The sequence below is a fragment of the Vibrio ulleungensis genome (assembly GCF_016900875.1).
In the GTDB taxonomy this organism is placed as follows: domain Bacteria; phylum Pseudomonadota; class Gammaproteobacteria; order Enterobacterales; family Vibrionaceae; genus Vibrio; species Vibrio ulleungensis.
This window is the reverse complement of sequence record NZ_JAFEUM010000001.1, coordinates 178,489-197,776: the sequence shown is the minus strand read 5'-3', so window position 1 is coordinate 197,776 and position 19,288 is coordinate 178,489. Positions and strand designations below refer to the sequence as shown.

The 19,288-nt window shown below is 46.0% G+C and carries 14 protein-coding genes and 1 riboswitch; of the genes, 6 read left to right on the top strand and 8 right to left on the bottom strand.

All coding sequences use genetic code 11. The annotated features are described in order from the left end of the window. Positions 1–49 precede the first annotated feature (49 nt). On the bottom strand, positions 50–1,015 hold the full coding sequence (ctlX, locus tag JQC93_RS00955) for a citrulline utilization hydrolase CtlX (protein WP_205156607.1): 966 nt from the start codon (positions 1,013–1,015) through the stop codon (positions 50–52). A gap of 346 nt (positions 1,016–1,361) precedes the next feature. Here ctlX and JQC93_RS00950 point away from each other — a divergent pair, with 346 nt between their 5' ends. Continuing rightward, on the top strand, positions 1,362–3,197 hold the full coding sequence (locus tag JQC93_RS00950) for an ABC transporter ATP-binding protein (RefSeq protein WP_205156606.1): 1,836 nt from the start codon (positions 1,362–1,364) through the stop codon (positions 3,195–3,197). Between the two features lie 54 nt (positions 3,198–3,251). On the opposite strand, the gene JQC93_RS00945 is transcribed toward JQC93_RS00950, so the two are convergent. Next, positions 3,252–3,731 carry an Lrp/AsnC family transcriptional regulator gene (locus tag JQC93_RS00945; RefSeq protein WP_084888840.1) on the bottom strand — a complete coding sequence of 160 codons (480 nt, stop codon included), beginning with the start codon at positions 3,729–3,731 and terminating at the stop codon, positions 3,252–3,254. A gap of 381 nt (positions 3,732–4,112) precedes the next feature. On the opposite strand from JQC93_RS00945, the gene JQC93_RS00940 reads away from it, so the two are divergent. Continuing rightward, entirely contained in the window at positions 4,113–4,280 is a 168-nt protein-coding gene (locus JQC93_RS00940; RefSeq protein WP_205156605.1) for a hypothetical protein, read from the top strand. Between the two features lie 514 nt (positions 4,281–4,794). On the opposite strand, the gene JQC93_RS00935 is transcribed toward JQC93_RS00940, so the two are convergent. The 3 genes from JQC93_RS00935 to JQC93_RS00925 all read right to left on the bottom strand — a co-directional run bounded on the left by JQC93_RS00935 (position 4,795) and on the right by JQC93_RS00925 (position 9,559). Continuing rightward, complete coding sequence (locus JQC93_RS00935) at positions 4,795–5,463, bottom strand: hypothetical protein (protein ID WP_205156604.1); 669 nt, start codon at positions 5,461–5,463, stop codon at positions 4,795–4,797. A 13-nt stretch (positions 5,464–5,476) separates the two neighbouring features. After that, on the bottom strand, positions 5,477–8,605 hold the full coding sequence (gene putA / locus JQC93_RS00930; protein ID WP_205156603.1) for a bifunctional proline dehydrogenase/L-glutamate gamma-semialdehyde dehydrogenase PutA: 3,129 nt from the start codon (positions 8,603–8,605) through the stop codon (positions 5,477–5,479). 183 nt (positions 8,606–8,788) lie between these two features. Next, positions 8,789–9,559, bottom strand: coding sequence for a helix-turn-helix transcriptional regulator (locus JQC93_RS00925; protein ID WP_205156602.1), 771 nt, complete (start codon positions 9,557–9,559; stop codon positions 8,789–8,791). Positions 9,560–9,883: 324 nt separating this feature from the next. Here JQC93_RS00925 and JQC93_RS00920 point away from each other — a divergent pair, with 324 nt between their 5' ends. The 4 genes from JQC93_RS00920 to JQC93_RS00905 all read left to right on the top strand — a co-directional run bounded on the left by JQC93_RS00920 (position 9,884) and on the right by JQC93_RS00905 (position 16,838). Beyond that, complete coding sequence (locus tag JQC93_RS00920; protein ID WP_205156601.1) at positions 9,884–10,984, top strand: PEGA domain-containing protein; 1,101 nt, start codon at positions 9,884–9,886, stop codon at positions 10,982–10,984. Between the two features lie 39 nt (positions 10,985–11,023). Continuing rightward, positions 11,024–12,946 carry an SUMF1/EgtB/PvdO family nonheme iron enzyme gene (locus JQC93_RS00915; protein ID WP_205156600.1) on the top strand — a complete coding sequence of 641 codons (1,923 nt, stop codon included), beginning with the start codon at positions 11,024–11,026 and terminating at the stop codon, positions 12,944–12,946. 298 nt (positions 12,947–13,244) lie between these two features. Beyond that, positions 13,245–14,501: a dicarboxylate/amino acid:cation symporter gene (locus JQC93_RS00910; protein WP_205156599.1), complete on the top strand. Its 1,257-nt coding sequence runs from the start codon at positions 13,245–13,247 to the stop codon at positions 14,499–14,501. Positions 14,502–14,678: 177 nt separating this feature from the next. Further along, positions 14,679–14,888: riboswitch (cobalamin riboswitch) on the top strand. 33 nt (positions 14,889–14,921) lie between these two features. After that, entirely contained in the window at positions 14,922–16,838 is a 1,917-nt protein-coding gene (locus JQC93_RS00905) for a TonB-dependent receptor domain-containing protein (protein ID WP_205156598.1), read from the top strand. Between the two features lie 49 nt (positions 16,839–16,887). On the opposite strand, the gene JQC93_RS00900 is transcribed toward JQC93_RS00905, so the two are convergent. From JQC93_RS00900 to pdxH, 3 genes are all read right to left on the bottom strand, one after another. After that, on the bottom strand, positions 16,888–17,742 hold the full coding sequence (locus tag JQC93_RS00900) for a patatin-like phospholipase family protein (protein WP_205156597.1): 855 nt from the start codon (positions 17,740–17,742) through the stop codon (positions 16,888–16,890). A gap of 106 nt (positions 17,743–17,848) precedes the next feature. Next, positions 17,849–18,337: a GNAT family N-acetyltransferase gene (locus JQC93_RS00895; RefSeq protein ID WP_205157342.1), complete on the bottom strand. Its 489-nt coding sequence runs from the start codon at positions 18,335–18,337 to the stop codon at positions 17,849–17,851. Positions 18,338–18,398: 61 nt separating this feature from the next. Further along, a complete protein-coding gene (gene pdxH, locus JQC93_RS00890; RefSeq protein ID WP_205156596.1) occupies positions 18,399–19,034 on the bottom strand; it encodes a pyridoxamine 5'-phosphate oxidase in 636 nt (211 codons plus the stop codon). Positions 19,035–19,288: the final 254 nt, after the last annotated feature.

Here is a 19,288-nt window from a genome sequence, read left to right as displayed (position 1 = left end):
CTGTTCCACCAACCAACTCATTACGCGTCGAGCTGATAGAGCAAAGCTGTCATTGCTGCTGCGCAAACACCTCCGCCAGCATGCAACGCACACTGCCACCGCCAATGGATTCGATGGTAGACACATCAAACGGCAGTAACTTTCCATGAGAGGCCAACTGCGCCTTTTGCGCATCGGAGAAATGATCAAACGCAGACTGTGACATGGCAATCAGCTTGTTACCTTTAGCGTTCTCTAACTGCAAAATATTTCCACAAAAATGAGCCATTTGCTCAGCATTGATTGAGATCACCTGTTTCGTTTTTGCTAACTGCTTAATCACATAACGCCTTTCAAACTCTGGGATCACTTCATCACAAATCACCGCAAAACGTTCACCTACCGCCATCATTACATTGGTGTGATACACCGGGGTGCCAGATTGAGTTTGGGTTTGGAAAGTGATCGCTCGATAACCTACCTGCTCGGCAAATCGCTCTAAAAGATCGCGATCGCACCGCTGTGAAAGCCCTGCGTACAACTCACGATTTTGATGATCAAAAATCATCACACCCGTGCTTTCTAAAAAGCTTTCGTGGATGGCATCGTCTAACCAGTGATCTTGCACATTTTTCAGGTGAAAGCTGTGCTGAGTGAGAAGCTGCGTAAGCTGATCGGTGCGAACCTCTTCTCGTCGATTGGCGCAGGCCATGGGAAACAGGTGTAATTCGCCATTAGGTAACGAGCAAAACCAGTTGTTTGGAAACACGGCATCAGGTGTCGACATTTTACTTGGGGAATAATCCAACGGCATCACATTGACGCCATTTTCTCGAAGTGCAGTGACCATGCGCTGAAATTCACTCATCGCCCGTTCACGGATTTTCTCAGAGGTCAGAGAGCTGCTGTGCTGAAACTCATTATCCGCTGCCGTTTGTGGGTTAAACCCAAACTCTTTGGGCGGCACCATCACAACATGACGAGTATTTTGAACAGCCAATTTTGGCTTATGCGATAAAAAATCGAGTGAACGCATGGTTAATTCCTTTAACCAAATTTAGGACGAAAGCCAATTGTAATCAGTTTGTAACCCTTACTTTTACCGTTTACCCTTACTTTTTGAAACAATCGCAGCAATTTTCACTTAGTAATAACGAATATTCAGCAATTATTGCTTTTAACTAAAGCTACCCTAACAGCAGCCGATATAAAGTTATGTAAACAGTTGATGTTGTTATGTTTGTCTGTTTTTTCGTCGCACTACCCTTTTAACAGGTATACAATAGACTCGTCACGGATGATTTAAGCAATGCATTTCACAGCGCCTTCTCAAGGGTTTTCTAACAATCGTCCTCTTTGCTTACTCTGTTTAGGAAAACACTATGTTCAAACTGTTTGAAGGCTTCACTCAAGCCTTCCCGCAAGACGATCCCGGGCAACCACCAAAAGGGGTGTTTGCTTTTTGTCGTCACTACACCAAGGGATTTGAAGTACCACTGATCTTGATGGCCATCATGAGTACTGTCGTCGCCATTGTCGAAGTGTCATTATTTGGCTTTATGGGGCAACTGGTCGATTGGTTGTCCCAAAGCGATCCCGCAACCTTTTTAGAAGACAATGGCTCAACACTCTGGTTTTACGGCATTCTTTTACTCGTGGTCATGCCCATCCTGATCGTCGTCTACTCGCTGTTGGTTCATCAAAGTTTACTTGGTAACTACCCAATGTCGATCCGTTGGTCGGCCCATAGGTATTTACTAAAACAAAGCCTGTCATTTTACCAAGACGACTTTGCTGGACGTGTTGCCACCAAAGTCATGCAAACCTCGCTGGCGGTTCGCGAAAGCGTTATGAAAACCATGGATGTGTTTGTCTATGTCGCCGTTTACTTCACCTCTATCGTGATATTGCTAGCCAGTGCGGACGTTCGTTTAATGGTGCCATTTTTAGTCTGGTTAGCGGTCTATGTAGGTATTCAAATTTACTTCGTACCTAAGCTTAAAAATGTTGCTTCACAGCAAGCCGAAGCTCGATCGATGATGACCGGACGAATTGTAGACAGCTACACTAACATCGCCACCGTTAAGCTGTTTTCGCACAGTACTCGTGAAACCGAATACGCGGAAGAAGGCATGGATGGCTTTTTACAAACCGTTTATCGACAAATGCGCCTAGTTACTGGCTTTGATGTGTGTGTAGAGATCACCAATTACATCTTGGTATTCAGCATTGCCGCTCTATCCATAATGCTGTGGATGGACAGTGCAATTTCGATTGGTGCTATTGCGATTGCGATTAGTTTGGCGCTGCGTATTAACGGCATGTCTATGTGGATCATGTGGGAAGTCGGTTCACTGTTTGAAAATATAGGTACTGTAGTTGATGGCGCATCGACACTCTCCAAGCCTATCGACATTACTGACAAAAAAGAGGCAAAGCCTATTGATGTGGCTAAAGGGGAGATCGCCTTTGACGATGTTAGTTTCCACTATGGTGAGAATAAAGGTGTCATTGATCACCTTAACCTCACCATCAAGCCGGGTGAAAAAGTCGGTCTTGTGGGACGCTCAGGTGCTGGCAAGTCAACGCTAGTCAATCTTCTGCTGCGTTTTCATGATGTTGAGCAAGGCCAAATTCGAATAGACGGACAGCCTATTGATGCTGTAACCCAAGACTCTTTGCGCAGTAATATTGGCATGGTGACTCAAGATACGTCACTGCTGCATCGCTCCATCCGTGACAATATTTTATACGGACGCCCCGATGCGACAGAAGAGCAATTGATCAAGGCAACGTCACAAGCACAAGCCCACGAGTTCATCGAAACCCTGACCGACCCGTTTGGTAATATTGGCTACGATGCACAAGTTGGCGAGCGTGGCGTTAAGCTATCTGGTGGGCAAAGACAACGCATCGCAATCTCGCGAGTATTGCTCAAAGATGCACCACTACTTATCTTGGATGAGGCAACATCGGCACTCGACTCTGAAGTTGAATCGGCGATTCAAGAAAGCTTAAACGAATTGATGCAAGGTAAAACGGTGATTGCCATAGCGCATCGTCTTTCTACCATTGCTGCGATGGATCGCCTGATCGTTTTGGATAAAGGTAAAATTGTAGAAGAAGGTACCCACCAACAATTGATCAAAGGCAGCGGCATTTATGCTCAGCTTTGGCAACACCAAACCGGTGGGTTTATTGGAGACGACCCTCAATAGACATACTCCCTTATGCGATAATCCATCACACTTATAAAGCCCGCTTTGCGGGCTTTATTGATCTAAGTCCAACACATCCACATTGACGCCAAAGCTGGTTTTATGTTCTTCAATCACAAATTCACTTCGGGTTTGAATGACGCCTGGTAGGGTCGGCAACTTGTGAGCCATAAACGCTTGGTACGCACGCATGTTTTTCACTCGAACTTTGATCATAGTGTCGAAGTCACCAGACAAAGAATAACAAGACTCTATTTCTGGCAGCACGGCTACCGCATCTGAAAACTTTTGGAAAATTGAAAAGTTATTTTGATCCAGTCTTATGTGTATGAACACTTGCACATCCATGCCTAACTTTTCGGGGTTCAATTGCGCATGGTAGCCAATAATGTAGCCTTCTTTTTCTAGACGTTTGACCCGCTCAGAACATGGGGATGTGGTCAAGTTAACGGCTTTTGCCAACTCAACGACAGGCATCCGGCCTTGTTTATGCAATAACCTCAATATCTGTTTATCGACTCTATCTAATTTCATCCGATCTTATCTCGTAGTTTCGGCGCAATAATTGCTTACATATTATCCTGTTATGAGCCAAATTTGAAAATTGATTCTATACCGTACAGTATGAGCTAAATCGAAACATTGATTTAGTATTCACTAAGATAAGTGTGATCAAATGTAAGATCTCGATCACGCCACGGTATATAAGGCATTCAGCGTATCAATGATCTTATTATTCATTAACAGGCAGATACAAAACACTGACAAATGTGTGCTTTCTAATCAATCTTTTGAGCTAATTTAGAAAGCCTTATGTCAGAAAAAAGTCAATAATGTATGTGTAAAGTGTAAGAAGTTACCCTTAGGGTAAGGCGCATAATAATAACTAGGAAGATTTTTGCGAGGGTAAGGAAAATGATTAAAGCAACATTGTCGTACATTCCATTGGGAATTGGGTCTTGGAATACAGTAACTGTTTCTAAAGAAATCGCCGTAGCACTAGCGGAAGAGTACAGCTCATACGGCTGGCCAGTACAGCTAGATGGTGAAGACTTCTCAGTAGATTTGTCGACAGCAGCATAAGCTTAGCAATCACCCATAAAAAAAGCAGCCAATGGCTGCTTTTTTATTTTTAAATTCATTACTTTACGTCAACAATCGCTTGGCTTATTAAATGTGATCTTGACTGATTTTCTAGACTAGTTTGCTGGTTACATTCTCGACAAAAATAGCGATGAACAAACTCCTCGTTGTCGTCAAACTTGCTTGAGCCAAAAGTTAGTATCGACAAAAACATTGCAGATTTTGGTGTTAACTTTCGCTTTACCAGAGATTTGTGCTGAGTTTCACGCTCACATTCGCAGCAAAATAGTTGAGGCATCACTTCCTCTCGACTTATCTTTCAATTTATCAGTTATTCAAACTACTCTATTAAATTGCTTTAGTTTTGTACCACTAAAGTATCAAAACTGTGTGCTTTCTCGCCATATCATCAGGACTTACCAGTTAAAGGTTGATCATCATCACGTTCAAATTACGACCAAGATATGCCTTGCCAGCGGCAAGGCATCACCTCAACTAAAGTACTAGAAAGTTCTTAGTGGCTCAGCTCCAATAAGGTGGCATTTCCCCCAACGGCAGTCACGTTAATAGTGCGGGTGCACTCTGTGATGTAGCGGAAACTCAACCTTGGGTCATTGAGTAGCGATGAGTCCAGATGCCCCGTATCCTCAATGATCGCAGTTATCGCCCCGATATTGCCAGCCAATAATGACGCGGTCTCCGCGGTTGGTGCTTGTTCTCCCACCAAAGTAACGACGGCAATGTTTTCGTCGCACAACTGCATCCATTCTTCAATCGATACCACTTGCAGCACACCCTGAGGAAAGTCTAACCCTACAGTGTTTAGTCTACCTGAGAGCGCCTCAGAATCGGTGGCAACCAATGCGGTGTTGCCGGTCATCAAAGCAATCACCACATGGACAAGCACGCTTAAAGAGTCACCGTGTGCCGTAAAATCGCCAATCAACGCCACGCCACGCCCTTGCGTGTAAAGCTCATTGCTTTCGCCCGTTGGACCAGGCATTGGTAGCGTCTTACTCACAAATATCTCAATGTCATTGCGAATCTTCGCCATCGTAACGTCATCACACACTTCGTGGTGAAGAAAGGATTTCGCCACTAACTCAATGCGAGCGTCAATGTCCACCAAATACCAAGTCTGAAATGCGCTCATCGCATCGGTCTTAATAAGTGTATTATTCATAATAGCTCTCCAATTACTGCCAACGACTTGCACTAAAACGCGCTAAGTATCTCGGGCCACCCGCTTTAGGCCCAGTCCCAGACAATCCCTGCCCACCAAAGGGTTGGACACCAACAACCGCACCAACTTGATCTCTATTGATGTAGCAGTTGCCAACCCGAACGTGTCTTTCTATCCAGCGATAGGTGGTTTCATTTCGGCTGTGAACACCCAGCGTTAAGCCAAAGCCCGTTTGATTGATTGCTTCGACCACTTGCGGCAACTGATCCGATTTAAAATGAATGATATGCATGATTGGGCCAAACATCTCTTGTTCCAGTTGGGCAATAGACTCTAAACGAATCACTGTTGGTGGGACAAAATCACCCTGCGCACAGACATCACCGATCTCCAACTGAGCAATCACGCTGTTTTGATGGTGTTGAATGTGTTTCAGCAATTTCTGTTTTGCCGCGTTATCAATGACCGGTCCAACATCCGTTGAATGATGATATGGGATGCCAATGCTCAACTGCTCCATTGCACCTTTGATTAAGGTTTCTATTCTTGGTGCGATATCTTCTTGTACGTATAAGACACGCAGCGCTGAGCAGCGCTGGCCAGCCGATGCAAACGCCGATCGAACAGCATCTTGCACAACTTGTTCAGGTAACGCAGTACTGTCAACAATCATCGCATTTTGGCCACCGGTTTCAGCAATCAGAGGGACACTGCCGACTCCTCGTGCACTCAAACTGCGGTTGATTGCTTGCGCAGTCTGAGTGGAACCGGTAAATGCCACGCCCGCAACACTTGGATTGGATGTGAGTGACTGCCCCAACTCCTTGCCACTTCCAAGAATCAATTGGATGGCCTGTTTAGGAAAGCCAACTTCCAACATAAGCTCAACAGTGCGAAAAGCGATCAAACTGGTTTGCTCTGCAGGTTTTGCAACGACAGTGTTGCCTGTGACTAGTGCTGCACTAATTTGCCCCAAAAATATCGCTAGCGGGAAATTCCAAGGGCTGATACACACAAACACTCCTCGACCATCGTAGTGCATCGTGCGAGTCGTTCCATCAAATGAAGCCATAACTTCCGGCGTTAGCTTTAGCGATTGATTCGCGTAGTAACGACAAAAATCGACCGCTTCTCTCACTTCGTCAATACTGTCATGAATGGTTTTGCCGGCTTCCATATGACATAGGGCGACCAACTCGTCCATATGCTCTTCCAAACTGTTGGCGAGTTGTTCGAGTAACGTACTTCTTTGTTGTCGAGGCGTGCTATTCCAAGTTGGCTGATAAGACTGAGCAACGTCAAAGGCTTCGGAAACATGATCAAGGCTAGCAGTTGTCCAACGTCCCACTTTAACTCGGCGATCAAACGGTGCGCAGACGTCAATACTCGTTTGATCATCCTTGATCATGCTTTCGTGATTGGTCACTCCATTTACAATAGAACACGCCTGCCAATGATGATCTAAGAAATGCTCTACACTACGCTCAAAAGGTAAGCGCTCACTATCCACATCGATATTGATACCTTTAGAGTTTTTTCTATCTTCAAAGATTTCTAATGGAAGCGGGATTTTGTTATTAAATAGCTGGCTCTGACGCTCGATTGCTGTGACAGGGTGTTCGGTCAACTCTTCAATGGGACATGTTGCATCAACGAGTCGATGGACAAAAGAGCTATTGGCACCATTTTCCAATAGTCGACGCACCAAGTATGGCAATAGGTCTTTATGGCTGCCGACAGGTGCATAAATTCGAACGCGCTGTTCATACGCCGCAATAGCATGTTCGTATAACGCCTCTCCCATGCCATGCAGTCGCTGAAATTCATAATCACCGTGTTTAGCCATTGACGCTATGGCACTGACCGTGTGTGCATTGTGACTGGCGAATTGCGGAAATAGCGCACCTCGAACCGAGTCACTCAATAGAAAACGAGCACACGCTAAATAGGAGACATCCGTCCCTTCTTTTCGCGTAAATACGGGGTAATTGTGATAACCCGCTTGCTGAGACCATTTTATTTCACTGTCCCAATAGGCACCTTTAACCAACCGCACTGGAATGGTGTCGCCCATCTCTTTAGCCAGTGCCGTTAGCCACGCCAACACAGGAAGTGCGCGTTTTGAGTAAGCTTGAACCACCAAGCCTAGCTTACCCCAGCGCCGAACGGCTTCATTTCTATAGACCTTTTCAAATAGACGTAAACTGAGCTCGAGCCTATCGGCTTCTTCTGCGTCAATGGTGATAGCAACATCTTGTGCAATCGCTCGCTTAACAAGGCTCATTAATGTGCTAAACAACTCGTCCATGACTCGCTCTTCGCAAGCCACTTCATAACGAGGATGCAGCGCTGACAGTTTTATGGACACCGAAGGGGCTGGATCCACCTGATGCTGCCTTGTATGCGCACCGACTTCATCTATCGCACCTAAATACGCGTCATAATATTTCTTCGAATCCTGCTCGGTGAGCGCCGCTTCACCCAACATATCGTAGGAGTAGGTTTGGCCCTTCTTCATCGCCGATTTGCCATTAGATTGCGCCTCAGCAATTGTGCGACCAAGAACAAACTGGTGCCCCATTATTTTCATTGCTTGTTGCATCGCTTTTCTGACTACGGGCTCAGAAAGCTTATTAACCAAACCGCCAAGAGCCGAACTGGCCGAAGCATTGTCTTGAGGCGCAATACCCACGACTTTGCCAGTCAACATCAGCCCCCACGTGGAGGCATTGACGAATACAGAATCAGAGCGTTTAAGATGCGACTTCCAATCTGCTACTGTCAGCTTATCCTTAATGAGTGCGTCTGCCGTGGCTTTGTCGGGGATCCGCATTAATGCTTCAGCAAGGCACATCAACAAAATACCCTCTTGGGTATCTAAACTATATTCCAACAGCAACGCATCAATCATCTGAATGGCATTTTTGTCCGCTCGAATTGCTTCAATTAAACGAGTCGTAGAAAGCGCTATAGTATGACTTTCTTCTTCAGTGGGTGTTGCTAAGGGGATCAGTTGCTGTAACCACGCCGATTCATCAACGCAGTACATTGGAGATATTTGTTGCCACAAAGATTGAACCAAATCGCTACTCGATGATTGGTCAAAATACCCTGGTGCAAGCAAATGCGATGCAGTAAACATATCAACTCCTCACAATAATTTATGCGCGCCAATTAATGCCCTTTTGCAGGGCGTGGCACGTTAGTGTCGTGAGACGCAGTGTAATTGGATAGCAACGCGTAAAATTGCAAAATTCTCGGCTATGATTGCAATATTCTTCACAACCTAACAAACCTAGAACAACCTCTCACATTTTGCTCACAACTATGGCAATTTGTTGGCAGGTGTAGGAATGAGTGATTGGAATTTTGCGGGGGTCACCCCAACCGCTTTTTTAAAGCTATTGGTCATCGCGCTTTGGCTACTGTAACCGCATTGCTGGGCAATTTGAGACAGAGGTAGATCGGTCAGCAGCAAACACTGCTTAACCTCTTCAATACGTAACTGCGAGACATAATGCGCTGGTGTAATGCCCATTTGCTGCTTAAAACGGGTGTAAAACTGGCTGTCGCTCAGAAACACCAATGCGGCAAGTTGTGGAACGGTGAGTTTGCTCCCCAAATGTCGTCGAACGTAAGCTTCGATGACCGAAATATCGAGCTTAGACTCTCTAAATTGACGCTCAAAAGTTTGGCTACGGCGCGCGACAAGAGTCAGCATTGTTTGCTGACAGGTTTGCAGCAGAATAGCGTCACTAGGATCACTGCGCGTTTGCGCCAACAACATGGCAATGAGTTGCTGTACTTGAGCATCGAGTTGAAAAAAAGCCGGTGAATGTGTATCGCCCAATGAGGACGCAACTCCCGGCTGATTAAGCACTAAAATTCGAGAATCGTCCGACAGTGCCGCATACTGATGCGGCAAAAATGCATCCACGGCACAGCCTTGCCCAGGCAAGATTTGTCTTGGCTCACCATTCACTTCCATTAACGAGACCCCTTCTAATCCAACCACCACTTGTGAGTGCTCGTGATGATGAGAATGGGCCTGTTCTGGTAGCGTGATCAAATCGATTAAAGGAAGTCGTTGCAGCATACTGTATTTTGAAAGCTATTCACCGTATAGTGTGCATCAAACCCTAAACAGAGCGATCTGGTTAAGACTTTTTTACTTCTAATCTATGGAAGAATGATCAAGCGCACACTAATTACGGTAAACGCTTGCTCAACACCCTTAAAAAAGGATTTACTCAATCGATCAGTTTAGAACTATTACACCAATTAGTATGAATATTAGTGGTATATTATTTGCTTCTACTATTTACTTTCAGCTTGACTGGCAATGACGATCAATTGGATGATGACTATTGCTATGGGCCGTTAAAAAATAACTAATAATGACATATTTTGGCAAGGAACTATGATGAGATGTCGACAGTCAGCGCTGCTTGTTGCGCTGTTATCCACGCTAACCGCGACCAGCTATGCTGCCACTGAGAACCGCTCTCCTGTAGATCCGGTTTCTGCAATTACGCAAGATATTGAACAAAAAAGAACTGATATCGTCGCTATCGATGCGGTTGTCGCTCAAGAAGCTGACGCCCTCAGCGAACTGCAACAAAACAGCGTCATCTTAAGTCGTCAATACAATGATCTAGAAACACGCCTAAACCGTGCAAAATCAGAGCTCGACAAGCAGTACGCTCGCCTTCTAGAAGATCCAGATGTCGATCTCTCTAGCTTTCAAAAGCGCTATCAAGAGACGTGGGCTCAAATTAAAGAGAACCAGCGTCTACAGCTTGAAACCAAGCAAAAAATAGCCGAAAGCGAACTTAAGGTTAGCCAGACCAAGCAGAAAAAAGCTCGTCTATACAGCGAACTAGAAAACCTGCGCGAAGCAAAAGTGGGTGCACGAGTTAAACGCATCAACAGTGAATTGCGTGAAAGCTCTGTCGTTGAGACAAGCTACCAAACCACGTGTTCAAGTACGATGACCTTAGGTGAATGTAGTAACCAAGGACGTCATCTAAACAAACAAAAAGCCGTTAACGAATTTAAAACCCAGTTGATTGCCAAGCTCACCGAAACCAATCTTGCTAAGCAAAACATGGAAGGTGTGCAGCTGAATATTCATATTCAAGAAAGCCAGTTTTTGACCAGCGGTTTTACCGGAAGCAATGGTTACTACACTGAGCTGCAAGCTCAACTACAAGCCAAGCCAGATACAACGGCCGCATGTTCGTTACTAAACGTGGCAAATCGCTACTGTTTAAATAACAGCTCCCAAACAAGTAAGAATGATAAAGAGTGGGCAAACATTACTGTTCGTTCTGATCAGTACAACGATCGTGTCACGATTAATGGCGTCAGTTACGGCAGTACGCCGGTTGAAATTGTACTGCCATCGGGTCAACATCAGATTTCTGTAGCAAAAGATGGCTACGAAACATACAACCGCAAAGTGAGTGTAAATGGTAACGACACCATTTGGGTGAAATTATCACCATCTAAAGAAGGTTAGCCCTTCTAAAACAGAGACTTTTGCGCTTCTAACGCCACTATGTTCACATCTGCATCGATTGCACGTTGTGACCTAGTGGCGATTTTGTATAGAATACGGGATATTCAACTTTCGTTTAGCTATTGGAACATGCGCCAAGGATTATCAGCACTATGCAGTGCACTGCTTTTATGTGGTGCAGCAAGCGTCAATGCGGCAGAAGAGACGACTCAATCAGTAGATCCGGTCGCTCAAGCACAGCTTGCCATTGAACAACAACAAGCGGAAGTTACCAGTACCGGTACCGAACTCGACTTAATCAAGCAATCTCTTGATAACGCCAAGAGCAAACAGTCACGTCTCGAAAATGAAGCCGTTGAGCTTGAGAAGCGACGTAAGTCTGCACAGACTAATTTGGATCGCGACTATGCGCGTATGCTTGAAGAACCCGACCTCGATATCGCCGCGTCTCAGCGTGCTTACCAACAGACGTGGGAAGCCATTAAAGACCACCAGCAATCGGTACTTAACAACCAGCATCAAGTCCATGAGTTAACGGCGTCGTTACTGCTGGCTCAGGCTCAGCAAAAACGAAACCTTGAGGCACTTGAGCAAGTCAAAGAAGAGCACATCCGTGCTCGCGTCACTCGATTAAGAACAGAGCTTAGCACTGGAGAAATCGCCAACGTCGACTTTACTCATGACTGCGACACGTCAATGACGATTGCTCAGTGTGCCGATCAAACTCAAACCCTTGCGGTTCAAAAAGCGGTGAGCCAATATCAAGACAAACTGATCTCTGGCACAACCGAAACCAAGCAAGTTAAACGTCACTTGGGTGAAGCGTCTCTCAATATTCACGTTGTCGGTAAAGACGTAAAACTAGCCCAGTTATTTGGTGATAACAAATACCGCACTGAACTTGATATCCAACTGGAAACGCGTCCAGCAACCAATGCTCCTTGTCGCCTTCTAGACGTTGAGTCTCGATACTGCTTTGCACCAAGCAGTAACGACAGTGAAGCGGGTCAAAGCCAAGAAGTTCAGTGGGTCAATCTAACGATTCGTTCAAACCAATACGACGACCAAGTATGGGTGGATGGCGTATCTTATGGCAGCACACCTATCGATGTGATGCTTCCTGTAGGCGTCCACCGCGTGACGGTCTCTAAAGAAGGCTACAAGTCGTTTAATCAAGACCTTACTGTTCGAACCGATCATACGTTACGGGCTGTGCTTCGTGAACACAGCAACTTGCCTAAATCAGGCAAGACATTTGCTGACAAGCTAAAAGATAAAAGCAATGGCCCAACCATGGTGGTGATCCAACGTGGTGAATACGCAGTAGGCGATAACGCCAGTGAAACAGCCATCATTAAGCGCTCGTATGCGATTGGCCAAGCGCCCGTAACTGTGGCTCAATTTGGACGATTTGTTGAAGAAGCCGATTACCAAACCGACCCAGAAGTGAACAAAAGCTGCCTAGCCTTTGCTACGAGTACCCTGACGCCAAAAGTAAACAGCAGTTGGCGCAGCCCAGGCTTTAAACAGCAAGGTGACTCACCGGTTGTTTGCCTATCGCGAACTGACGCTCAGACATATGCAACGTGGCTTTCAAGCCAAACAGGGTTTAAGTACCGCTTACCAACCGTTTACGAATGGGAAGTCGCGGCGCGTGCTGGTAGCGACACACAATATTGGTGGGGTGACGAATTTGGTACTAGCCGCGCCAACACTGGCTGGGGTGGCACCAATTGGTCTAACCAAAGCACTTCTCCGGTGAAAAGCTTCAGTGCAAACGCATGGGGCCTATACGACACGGTAGGCAACGTATGGGAGTGGACCAACTCTCCAGAAGGTGTTGCTAAAGGTGGCGCATGGAGCTTTGCACCAAGCAAAGCAGCCGCATCGGAACTGCTGTATGTGAACCCGAACTCTGGTGCGAACTTCTTAGGCTTACGCTTAGTTCGAGAAATCAATTAGCGCCCAAACTAAGGTTTACCTTCAATTCAATTAAGGCCTTTCATTGTTATGAAAGGCCTTTTTCTTTCTTACCGATACCCATACCTATACCCATGCAATCCCAACATGTATCCCTCAACTCCAACTTAGAAAACGCGCCAAGCCAGCTTTTATTCTGACAACCTATAAAAGTGTGACATTGCGCACTGCACGACATTCTATAAGCTGAAAGAATCTGTGCGGATTTTTAAACCACAAAACACATTAAAACAGGTTTAATTAACTATCCATTCGCATAATCACAACATAAGGTACAACAATGATCAATAAAAAACGATATCTCAACAATATCGGTGTTCAAGTCGTCATCGCCATGATTGTCGGTACGATCGTCGGTGCTCTCATGGGCGAAACTGCCGCTGTTTTTGCGCCTCTTGGTGCTATCTTTATCAGCCTAATTAAAATGCTAGTGATCCCGCTGGTTGCGGTTGCGCTCATTTCTGGTGCAGCAGGATTGGGCAACAGTCAGTCTGCCGGCAAGGTGGGCGTGGTTACTTTAGGCTACTTTGCGCTTACCAGTGCCTTAGCAGTCGCGCTAGCCCTAGTTATGGGTGAAGTGTTTAAGCCTGGTGTTAACATTGACATCGCTGGCATCGAGAGCATGTTCTCAGCAGAATATGCGTCTCAAGGAGAGCTACCTACATTTTGGGCTACCGTTATTGGTATGATCCCAACCAACATTTTCCAGTCTCTCAATGAAGCCAATATTCTTCAAATCCTAGTGTTCTGCCTATTCTTTGGTATTGCACTATCAAAACAAGCAAAAGAGAAACGCGATCCTATTATCAGCGGTGTAAACACCATTGTTGATGCGATGGTTTGGATGATCAACAAAGTGATGATCATTGCTCCTCTTGGCGTGTTTGGCCTGATGGCAGAAGCGGTGGGTACCTTCGGTTTTGGCGCGTTGATGGTGGTATTCAAGCTGTTTGTTGTTTACGTCGCCGCAATCTTAATCTTTGGTTTTGTCGCATACCCTCTAATGGTGCAAATCTTTACCAAAACATCGGCGAAGGAGTTCTTGTCGGTAATGAAAAAGCCACAAGCAGTTGCACTATCTACAGCGTCTTCTATGGCCACTCTTCCTGTGACTATGGACGCGGTTGAACACGACCTTAAAGTTCGCAATTCAACGGCCTCTTTCGTGCTGCCACTGGGTGCGACAATCAACATGTCGGGCAACGCGATTTACTACGGCTTGGTTGCTATCTTCTTTGCGCAGCTGTTTAACATCGATCTGTCGATGGGCGCATACGTTGCGATCATTCTAACATCGACGCTAGGTGCTGTTGGCCAAGCAGGTGTTCCAGGCCCGTCTTTCCTTGTTGTTGCAGTACTGATTGCAGCAGGTATCCCAATTGAAGGTCTACCACTGCTGTTCGCTTTGGACCGTGTATTTGACATGATCCGTACCGCATTGAACATCACCGGTGACGCAGCCTGTGCTGTGATTGTGGATGCGCTGATTGAAGAAGAAGATGCTCAAGCACTCGATCTTGCAGAGCAGAACTCTTAATCGCAACACCAATAAATAGTGATAAAGGCAGCCAATGGCTGCCTTTTTTGATTCGGCCGCTCATAGAGTAAAGCCGATTCCCGATGATTCAGTCATTCATCCTTCCCTCACTAAATACGCAATTTCAACGCCAAAACATCAACTCAAACAAATAAATAGACATCCATACGTCTAACTATTACACTGCCTCTCGCTGGTCTCCGATTGTCACAACAAACGGATCTAACAGGGAATCTGGTGCAATTCCAGAACTGACGCGCAGCGGTAATAGAGAACAAGCGTTCATTCGCACACTGTCTTATGGAAATTAGGCGGGAAGTGGAACGTAAGGTGGGTGAATAACCCGTGCTCTTAAGTCCGAATACCAACCAGTGAACGGGGATGGATATCCCTTCAAACTACGCGATTTTAGGATACAAAATGAAAATCACACCTTTAGCGAGCAAGGTTGCATCGCTGTGCCTTTGTGCGCCACTTTTTACAAGCCCATTCGTATTTGCTCAAGATACATCTGATGAACCCGTTGAACTGACTATATCGTATACAGCGAACCGTTTTGAACAACCGACTGCATCGGTGTTAGCGTCGGTCAGCACAGTAACACGCGAACAGATTGAAACTCTTAACGCAGACTCCGCTCTCGACGTCCTCCGAACTCTATCTGGAGTTGAAGTGGCTTCACAGGGCACGAGAGGCAGCACTACCGGCGTATTTTTACGTGGGACAAACTCTAACCAAACCGTCGTACTAGTCGATGGTGTTCGTATTAACTCACCGTCTAGCGGCGCTGCTCAGTTTGGTTTAATCCCTGCCTTTGCTATTGAAAAAATCGAAGTCATTCGCGGACCGCGTGCAGCCGTATATGGTTCTGATGCCATTGGTGGTGTGATCAGCATAACTACGATTCCTTCTAATAACGATTCAGTGAATGAAATCGCACTTAATGGTGGCAGCAACCGCTATAACCAACAAGCGTGGAGAACGGTAGGTCAAATTTCCGATAAAACTTCGGGAAGCTTTGTGGTCAACAATGAAAGTGACGCAGGCTATAACTCCAACCAGGCAGGTCCAGACGACGAAGAGTACGGGTACTCAACGCAATCTCTGTTTGGCAATCTTAATCACCAATTTAACGAGCAATGGAGTGCAGCGTTTAATGGCTATACGGCTAACAACACTGCTGAGTTTTGGGGATACGATCCAAATACATTCACCAACGTTAAAGATGAAACGACGCAACAGTTTTATAGTGTTGCAGGAAGCGTAGCCTTTAAACAAAATAACTACCGCAGTGTTGTACAATACAACTTAACTAATGATGAGCTTGGTACGCGAGATGTTGAGAAAACACGTGCCGAAGCAATCATTTCCGCTAAACGCCACACTGTATCTTGGATTAATACGGTTCTTCCAACCGACTACTTAACCCTTAATGTCGGTCTCGACTTTTACAAAGAATACGCCGACCAATCTGGTGCAAATGACGCCAATTTTGCGAACAACAAAAAAGACAACGCCGCTATATTCGCAACATCTCTGCTCGATTTTGGTGACACAATTTTGGAGCTCAGTGCTCGTTATGACGATAACAGTGCCTTTGGTGATCATTTAACTTGGAACGCAGCCGCTGGGTATTACCTAACCGACTCGATCCAATTGACGGCAGGGGCTGGCACTGCATTCAAAGCGCCAACCTTTAATGATCTATACTGGCCAGAAGATCCTTATGGCGTAGGTAATCCAGACCTCAAGCCTGAAACATCGATTAGCGGTGAGATTGGGATCCGTGGCCAGCACGACAAGTTTGATTGGTCGTTGGCAGCATACAGCTCGACTATCGAAGACCTGATCGAATGGATGCCTGTTGATGATGCCAATCCATTTGGTCAATGGACACCAACAAACGTAAGTGAAGCCGAAATTAAAGGGATTGAGTTAGAAGTAGCCTTCGATACTGGGCCTGTTGAGCATCAATTGGTCGGTGATTGGAAAGACACCGAAAATGTCACTACTGGTGAACAACTGATTCGTCGTGCCAAGCAAAACTATAAATGGGTAGGTACGTATCGTATTGGTGCACTTAGCACTACGTTGGATACCCAGTATGTGGGAGAACGTCTCGATGCTTCTGGCGACATGATGGATGCCTACACACTTGTAAATCTGGCTGCGATCTATCAGTTTACTGATAACTTCAAAGCCAACGTAAAAATCAATAACCTGTTGGACAAAGACTATGAGACCTCATATTACGGTTCTGATTTCGTAACCGGTGAGAAGTTTTATTATGTAGGGCCAGAGCGTAGCTTCTACGCTGGGTTAAACTACAAGTTCTAAGTTAACTTACAGTATGCCAGCACTTTCAGTGCTGGCTTTTTTACGGATATTACGAGGTTGTCACCCGAGCCTCGGTTTTCCCCATCTGATACCCCTCCTCCAAAATCTCAACGTCCGTCGTTAACCTCCCAACCCGAAATTCAGGTGGAGGTGCAATCACATTGATTGTGCAGTCTGCTGGAGGGTTCTCAATAAAATCGATGGCAGTATTATAGTTTTGGGCGCGACGCAGCATGGCTTGAGCTAACACTGGTTGTTGCTTTAACAGCGCTTTTACTAACCAACCGGCTTTAGTGGGCTTTTTTCTATACCCGAGCGGTCGCGACAATACAACAGTAATCTCCTTTGCTCCCATTTCGTATGCTTTGATCACCGGAATCGAATCGGCGATGCCTCCATCGGTCATCTCTTGCCCAAGATGTTTCGGAAAGCGGCGAAATGCCAAGGGTACCGAGCAAGACGCCTTTAAAAGCTCTTCCAATGTTTCGTTATCACCTCGATGGTACTCTGCTTTTCCTGTTGCGATGTTGGTGGTCACCACATAAAAAGGCATGCTTTGCTGATTGTAGGAGTCCATATCAAACGGGCAGTCGGTAGCTAAGATATCCCACAGCCAGTCTAAATCTAACCAGTGACCGCCTTTGACAAAGCGCCTAAAGCTTATGAACTCAGGCATACAGGAGAAGTGAGTAATAATACGGTGGTTACGTTGCTTTTGCCCTGACAACCAAGACGCCAACGCCGTTGACCCTGCGGATACCCCAATACAGAAATCAAAAGGGTTGTATCCTCTGTCTAAATAGTCGTCGAGTACGCCAGTGGCAAAGATGCCGCGCATAGCGCCCCCTTCGACCACTAACGCGTGCGCAGCGCAAGGTTGGTTTTCCGATGTCGAGTTAGGCATAACAGAAGTTCTCAGCGTCCTTGTTTTCATTTAACCTACTGATAACTAGCCTAAAGGGTTTTTACTCTAGACACAACTTCACGTTGTGAGTGCTCGGTAGGCTAAACTATAGAGTTTTCTGCATCCATACATCACACCCATTGTGGATTGTGCCGGGCATAGGTTGGTCTAGGTGCTCGAAGCCAAACTTTTGATACATGCGAATAGCCGATAACATGCTCGATAACGTATCGAGATAGCATTGGGTGTAACCTTGCTGCTCAGCAAAGTCTAAACACATTGCAGTCAGTTTTCGCCCTAATCCTAAAGCGCGATACTCGGGCAGAATAAACAGTTTTCTGAGTTCACACGTCTGTGGGTTAGGCGCTCCCTCAAAAGCGGCCAAACCACAGCCTCCAACCACTTTGCAGCCAACGAGCGCGACATAGTAAACACTCTTATTAGCTTGGCTGTAGTGTTGACTCATGTGGTCCACTTCCGCATCTGAAGGTCCAAACCCGTCCCCTACCGCGCCAAACTCCTCGCCCACTTGACGAATAATCTCGGCAATAGCTAGGTCATGAACGGGCTGAATAGGTTCAATTGTTAACGTCATTTTCGCTGCGGTGTCATCCATTTGAGTCTCCTAGAAGCATGGTCGCGTTGGATCGGTGATGTTATGGAGCAAGTCGCTGTATCTGCCACGCATCATCTTCACGCGTATACACAAAGCGATCATGCATGCGATGAGCGCCACCTTGCCAAAACTCTATCGACTCAGGGATCACCCTATATCCGCCCCAAAACGCCGGTACAGGCACTTCCCCTTGTTGGAATTTTTGCTTTAGTTCCATAAATTTACCTTCCAAGACACCCCGTGCTGAAATGCGTGAACTTTGTTTGCTGGCCCATGCCGCGATTTGGCTTTCGTGAGGGCGGCTTAAAAAGTACTTCATATTTTCTGCGGCGCTGAGTTTTTCTACACGCCCCGTAATGTGCACTTGTCGCTCTAAGGGGTGCCAAGGGAAATGCAGGCTGATATTTGGATTGTTTTGAAGATGTTTGGCTTTGCGGCTTTCAAAGTTGGTGTAAAACACAAACCCCTGTGCATCGACATTTTTGAGTAGCACGATTCGTTGAAACGGCATGCCTCTTTCGTCAACGGTCGCAGTAGTCATGGCGGTTGGATCCGTTAACTGCGCCTTCACTGCCTGCTCTAACCAATGATTGAAAAATTCAATCGGATCCTCGGTTAAGTCTTCTCGGCGGAGTCCACCTTGTAGGTAGTCTCTACGAATGTCCGCTAGTTTCATGCCATGTCTCCTGCTGTATGGGCGTGAATCGATTCCATTGATGTTGTTCGCTTGCAACGCACTTTCGCGTACCGCAACTAGGCTGTGTATGCGCCTTGTTTGCCACAAAGTGATTGCAGTTCTGTTACTTAGGATTGTGGAGTGAAGCGTTTTTAAATACAAGTTCAATTCGACAAATGGCGCTTGCATCAATCATTCGACATCAAATAGAGCCGCTGTGGTCGATTTTCTTGCCCAAATAGACCTTTGGAATG

What these genes read in the sequence shown, in the direction of transcription:
- ctlX (WP_205156607.1), bottom strand. Translation starts at nt 1,015, where the DNA reads ATGCGTTCACTCGATTTTTTATCGCATAAGCCAAAATTGGCTGTTCAA.
- JQC93_RS00950 (WP_205156606.1), top strand. Translation starts at nt 1,362, where the DNA reads ATGTTCAAACTGTTTGAAGGCTTCACTCAAGCCTTCCCGCAAGACGAT.
- JQC93_RS00945 (WP_084888840.1), bottom strand. Translation starts at nt 3,731, where the DNA reads ATGAAATTAGATAGAGTCGATAAACAGATATTGAGGTTATTGCATAAA.
- JQC93_RS00940 (WP_205156605.1), top strand. Translation starts at nt 4,113, where the DNA reads ATGATTAAAGCAACATTGTCGTACATTCCATTGGGAATTGGGTCTTGG.
- JQC93_RS00935 (WP_205156604.1), bottom strand. Translation starts at nt 5,463, where the DNA reads ATGAATAATACACTTATTAAGACCGATGCGATGAGCGCATTTCAGACT.
- putA (WP_205156603.1), bottom strand. Translation starts at nt 8,605, where the DNA reads ATGTTTACTGCATCGCATTTGCTTGCACCAGGGTATTTTGACCAATCA.
- JQC93_RS00925 (WP_205156602.1), bottom strand. Translation starts at nt 9,559, where the DNA reads ATGCTGCAACGACTTCCTTTAATCGATTTGATCACGCTACCAGAACAG.
- JQC93_RS00920 (WP_205156601.1), top strand. Translation starts at nt 9,884, where the DNA reads ATGATGAGATGTCGACAGTCAGCGCTGCTTGTTGCGCTGTTATCCACG.
- JQC93_RS00915 (WP_205156600.1), top strand. Translation starts at nt 11,024, where the DNA reads ATGTTCACATCTGCATCGATTGCACGTTGTGACCTAGTGGCGATTTTG.
- JQC93_RS00910 (WP_205156599.1), top strand. Translation starts at nt 13,245, where the DNA reads ATGATCAATAAAAAACGATATCTCAACAATATCGGTGTTCAAGTCGTC.
- JQC93_RS00905 (WP_205156598.1), top strand. Translation starts at nt 14,922, where the DNA reads ATGAAAATCACACCTTTAGCGAGCAAGGTTGCATCGCTGTGCCTTTGT.
- JQC93_RS00900 (WP_205156597.1), bottom strand. Translation starts at nt 17,742, where the DNA reads ATGCCTAACTCGACATCGGAAAACCAACCTTGCGCTGCGCACGCGTTA.
- JQC93_RS00895 (WP_205157342.1), bottom strand. Translation starts at nt 18,337, where the DNA reads ATGACGTTAACAATTGAACCTATTCAGCCCGTTCATGACCTAGCTATT.
- pdxH (WP_205156596.1), bottom strand. Translation starts at nt 19,034, where the DNA reads ATGAAACTAGCGGACATTCGTAGAGACTACCTACAAGGTGGACTCCGC.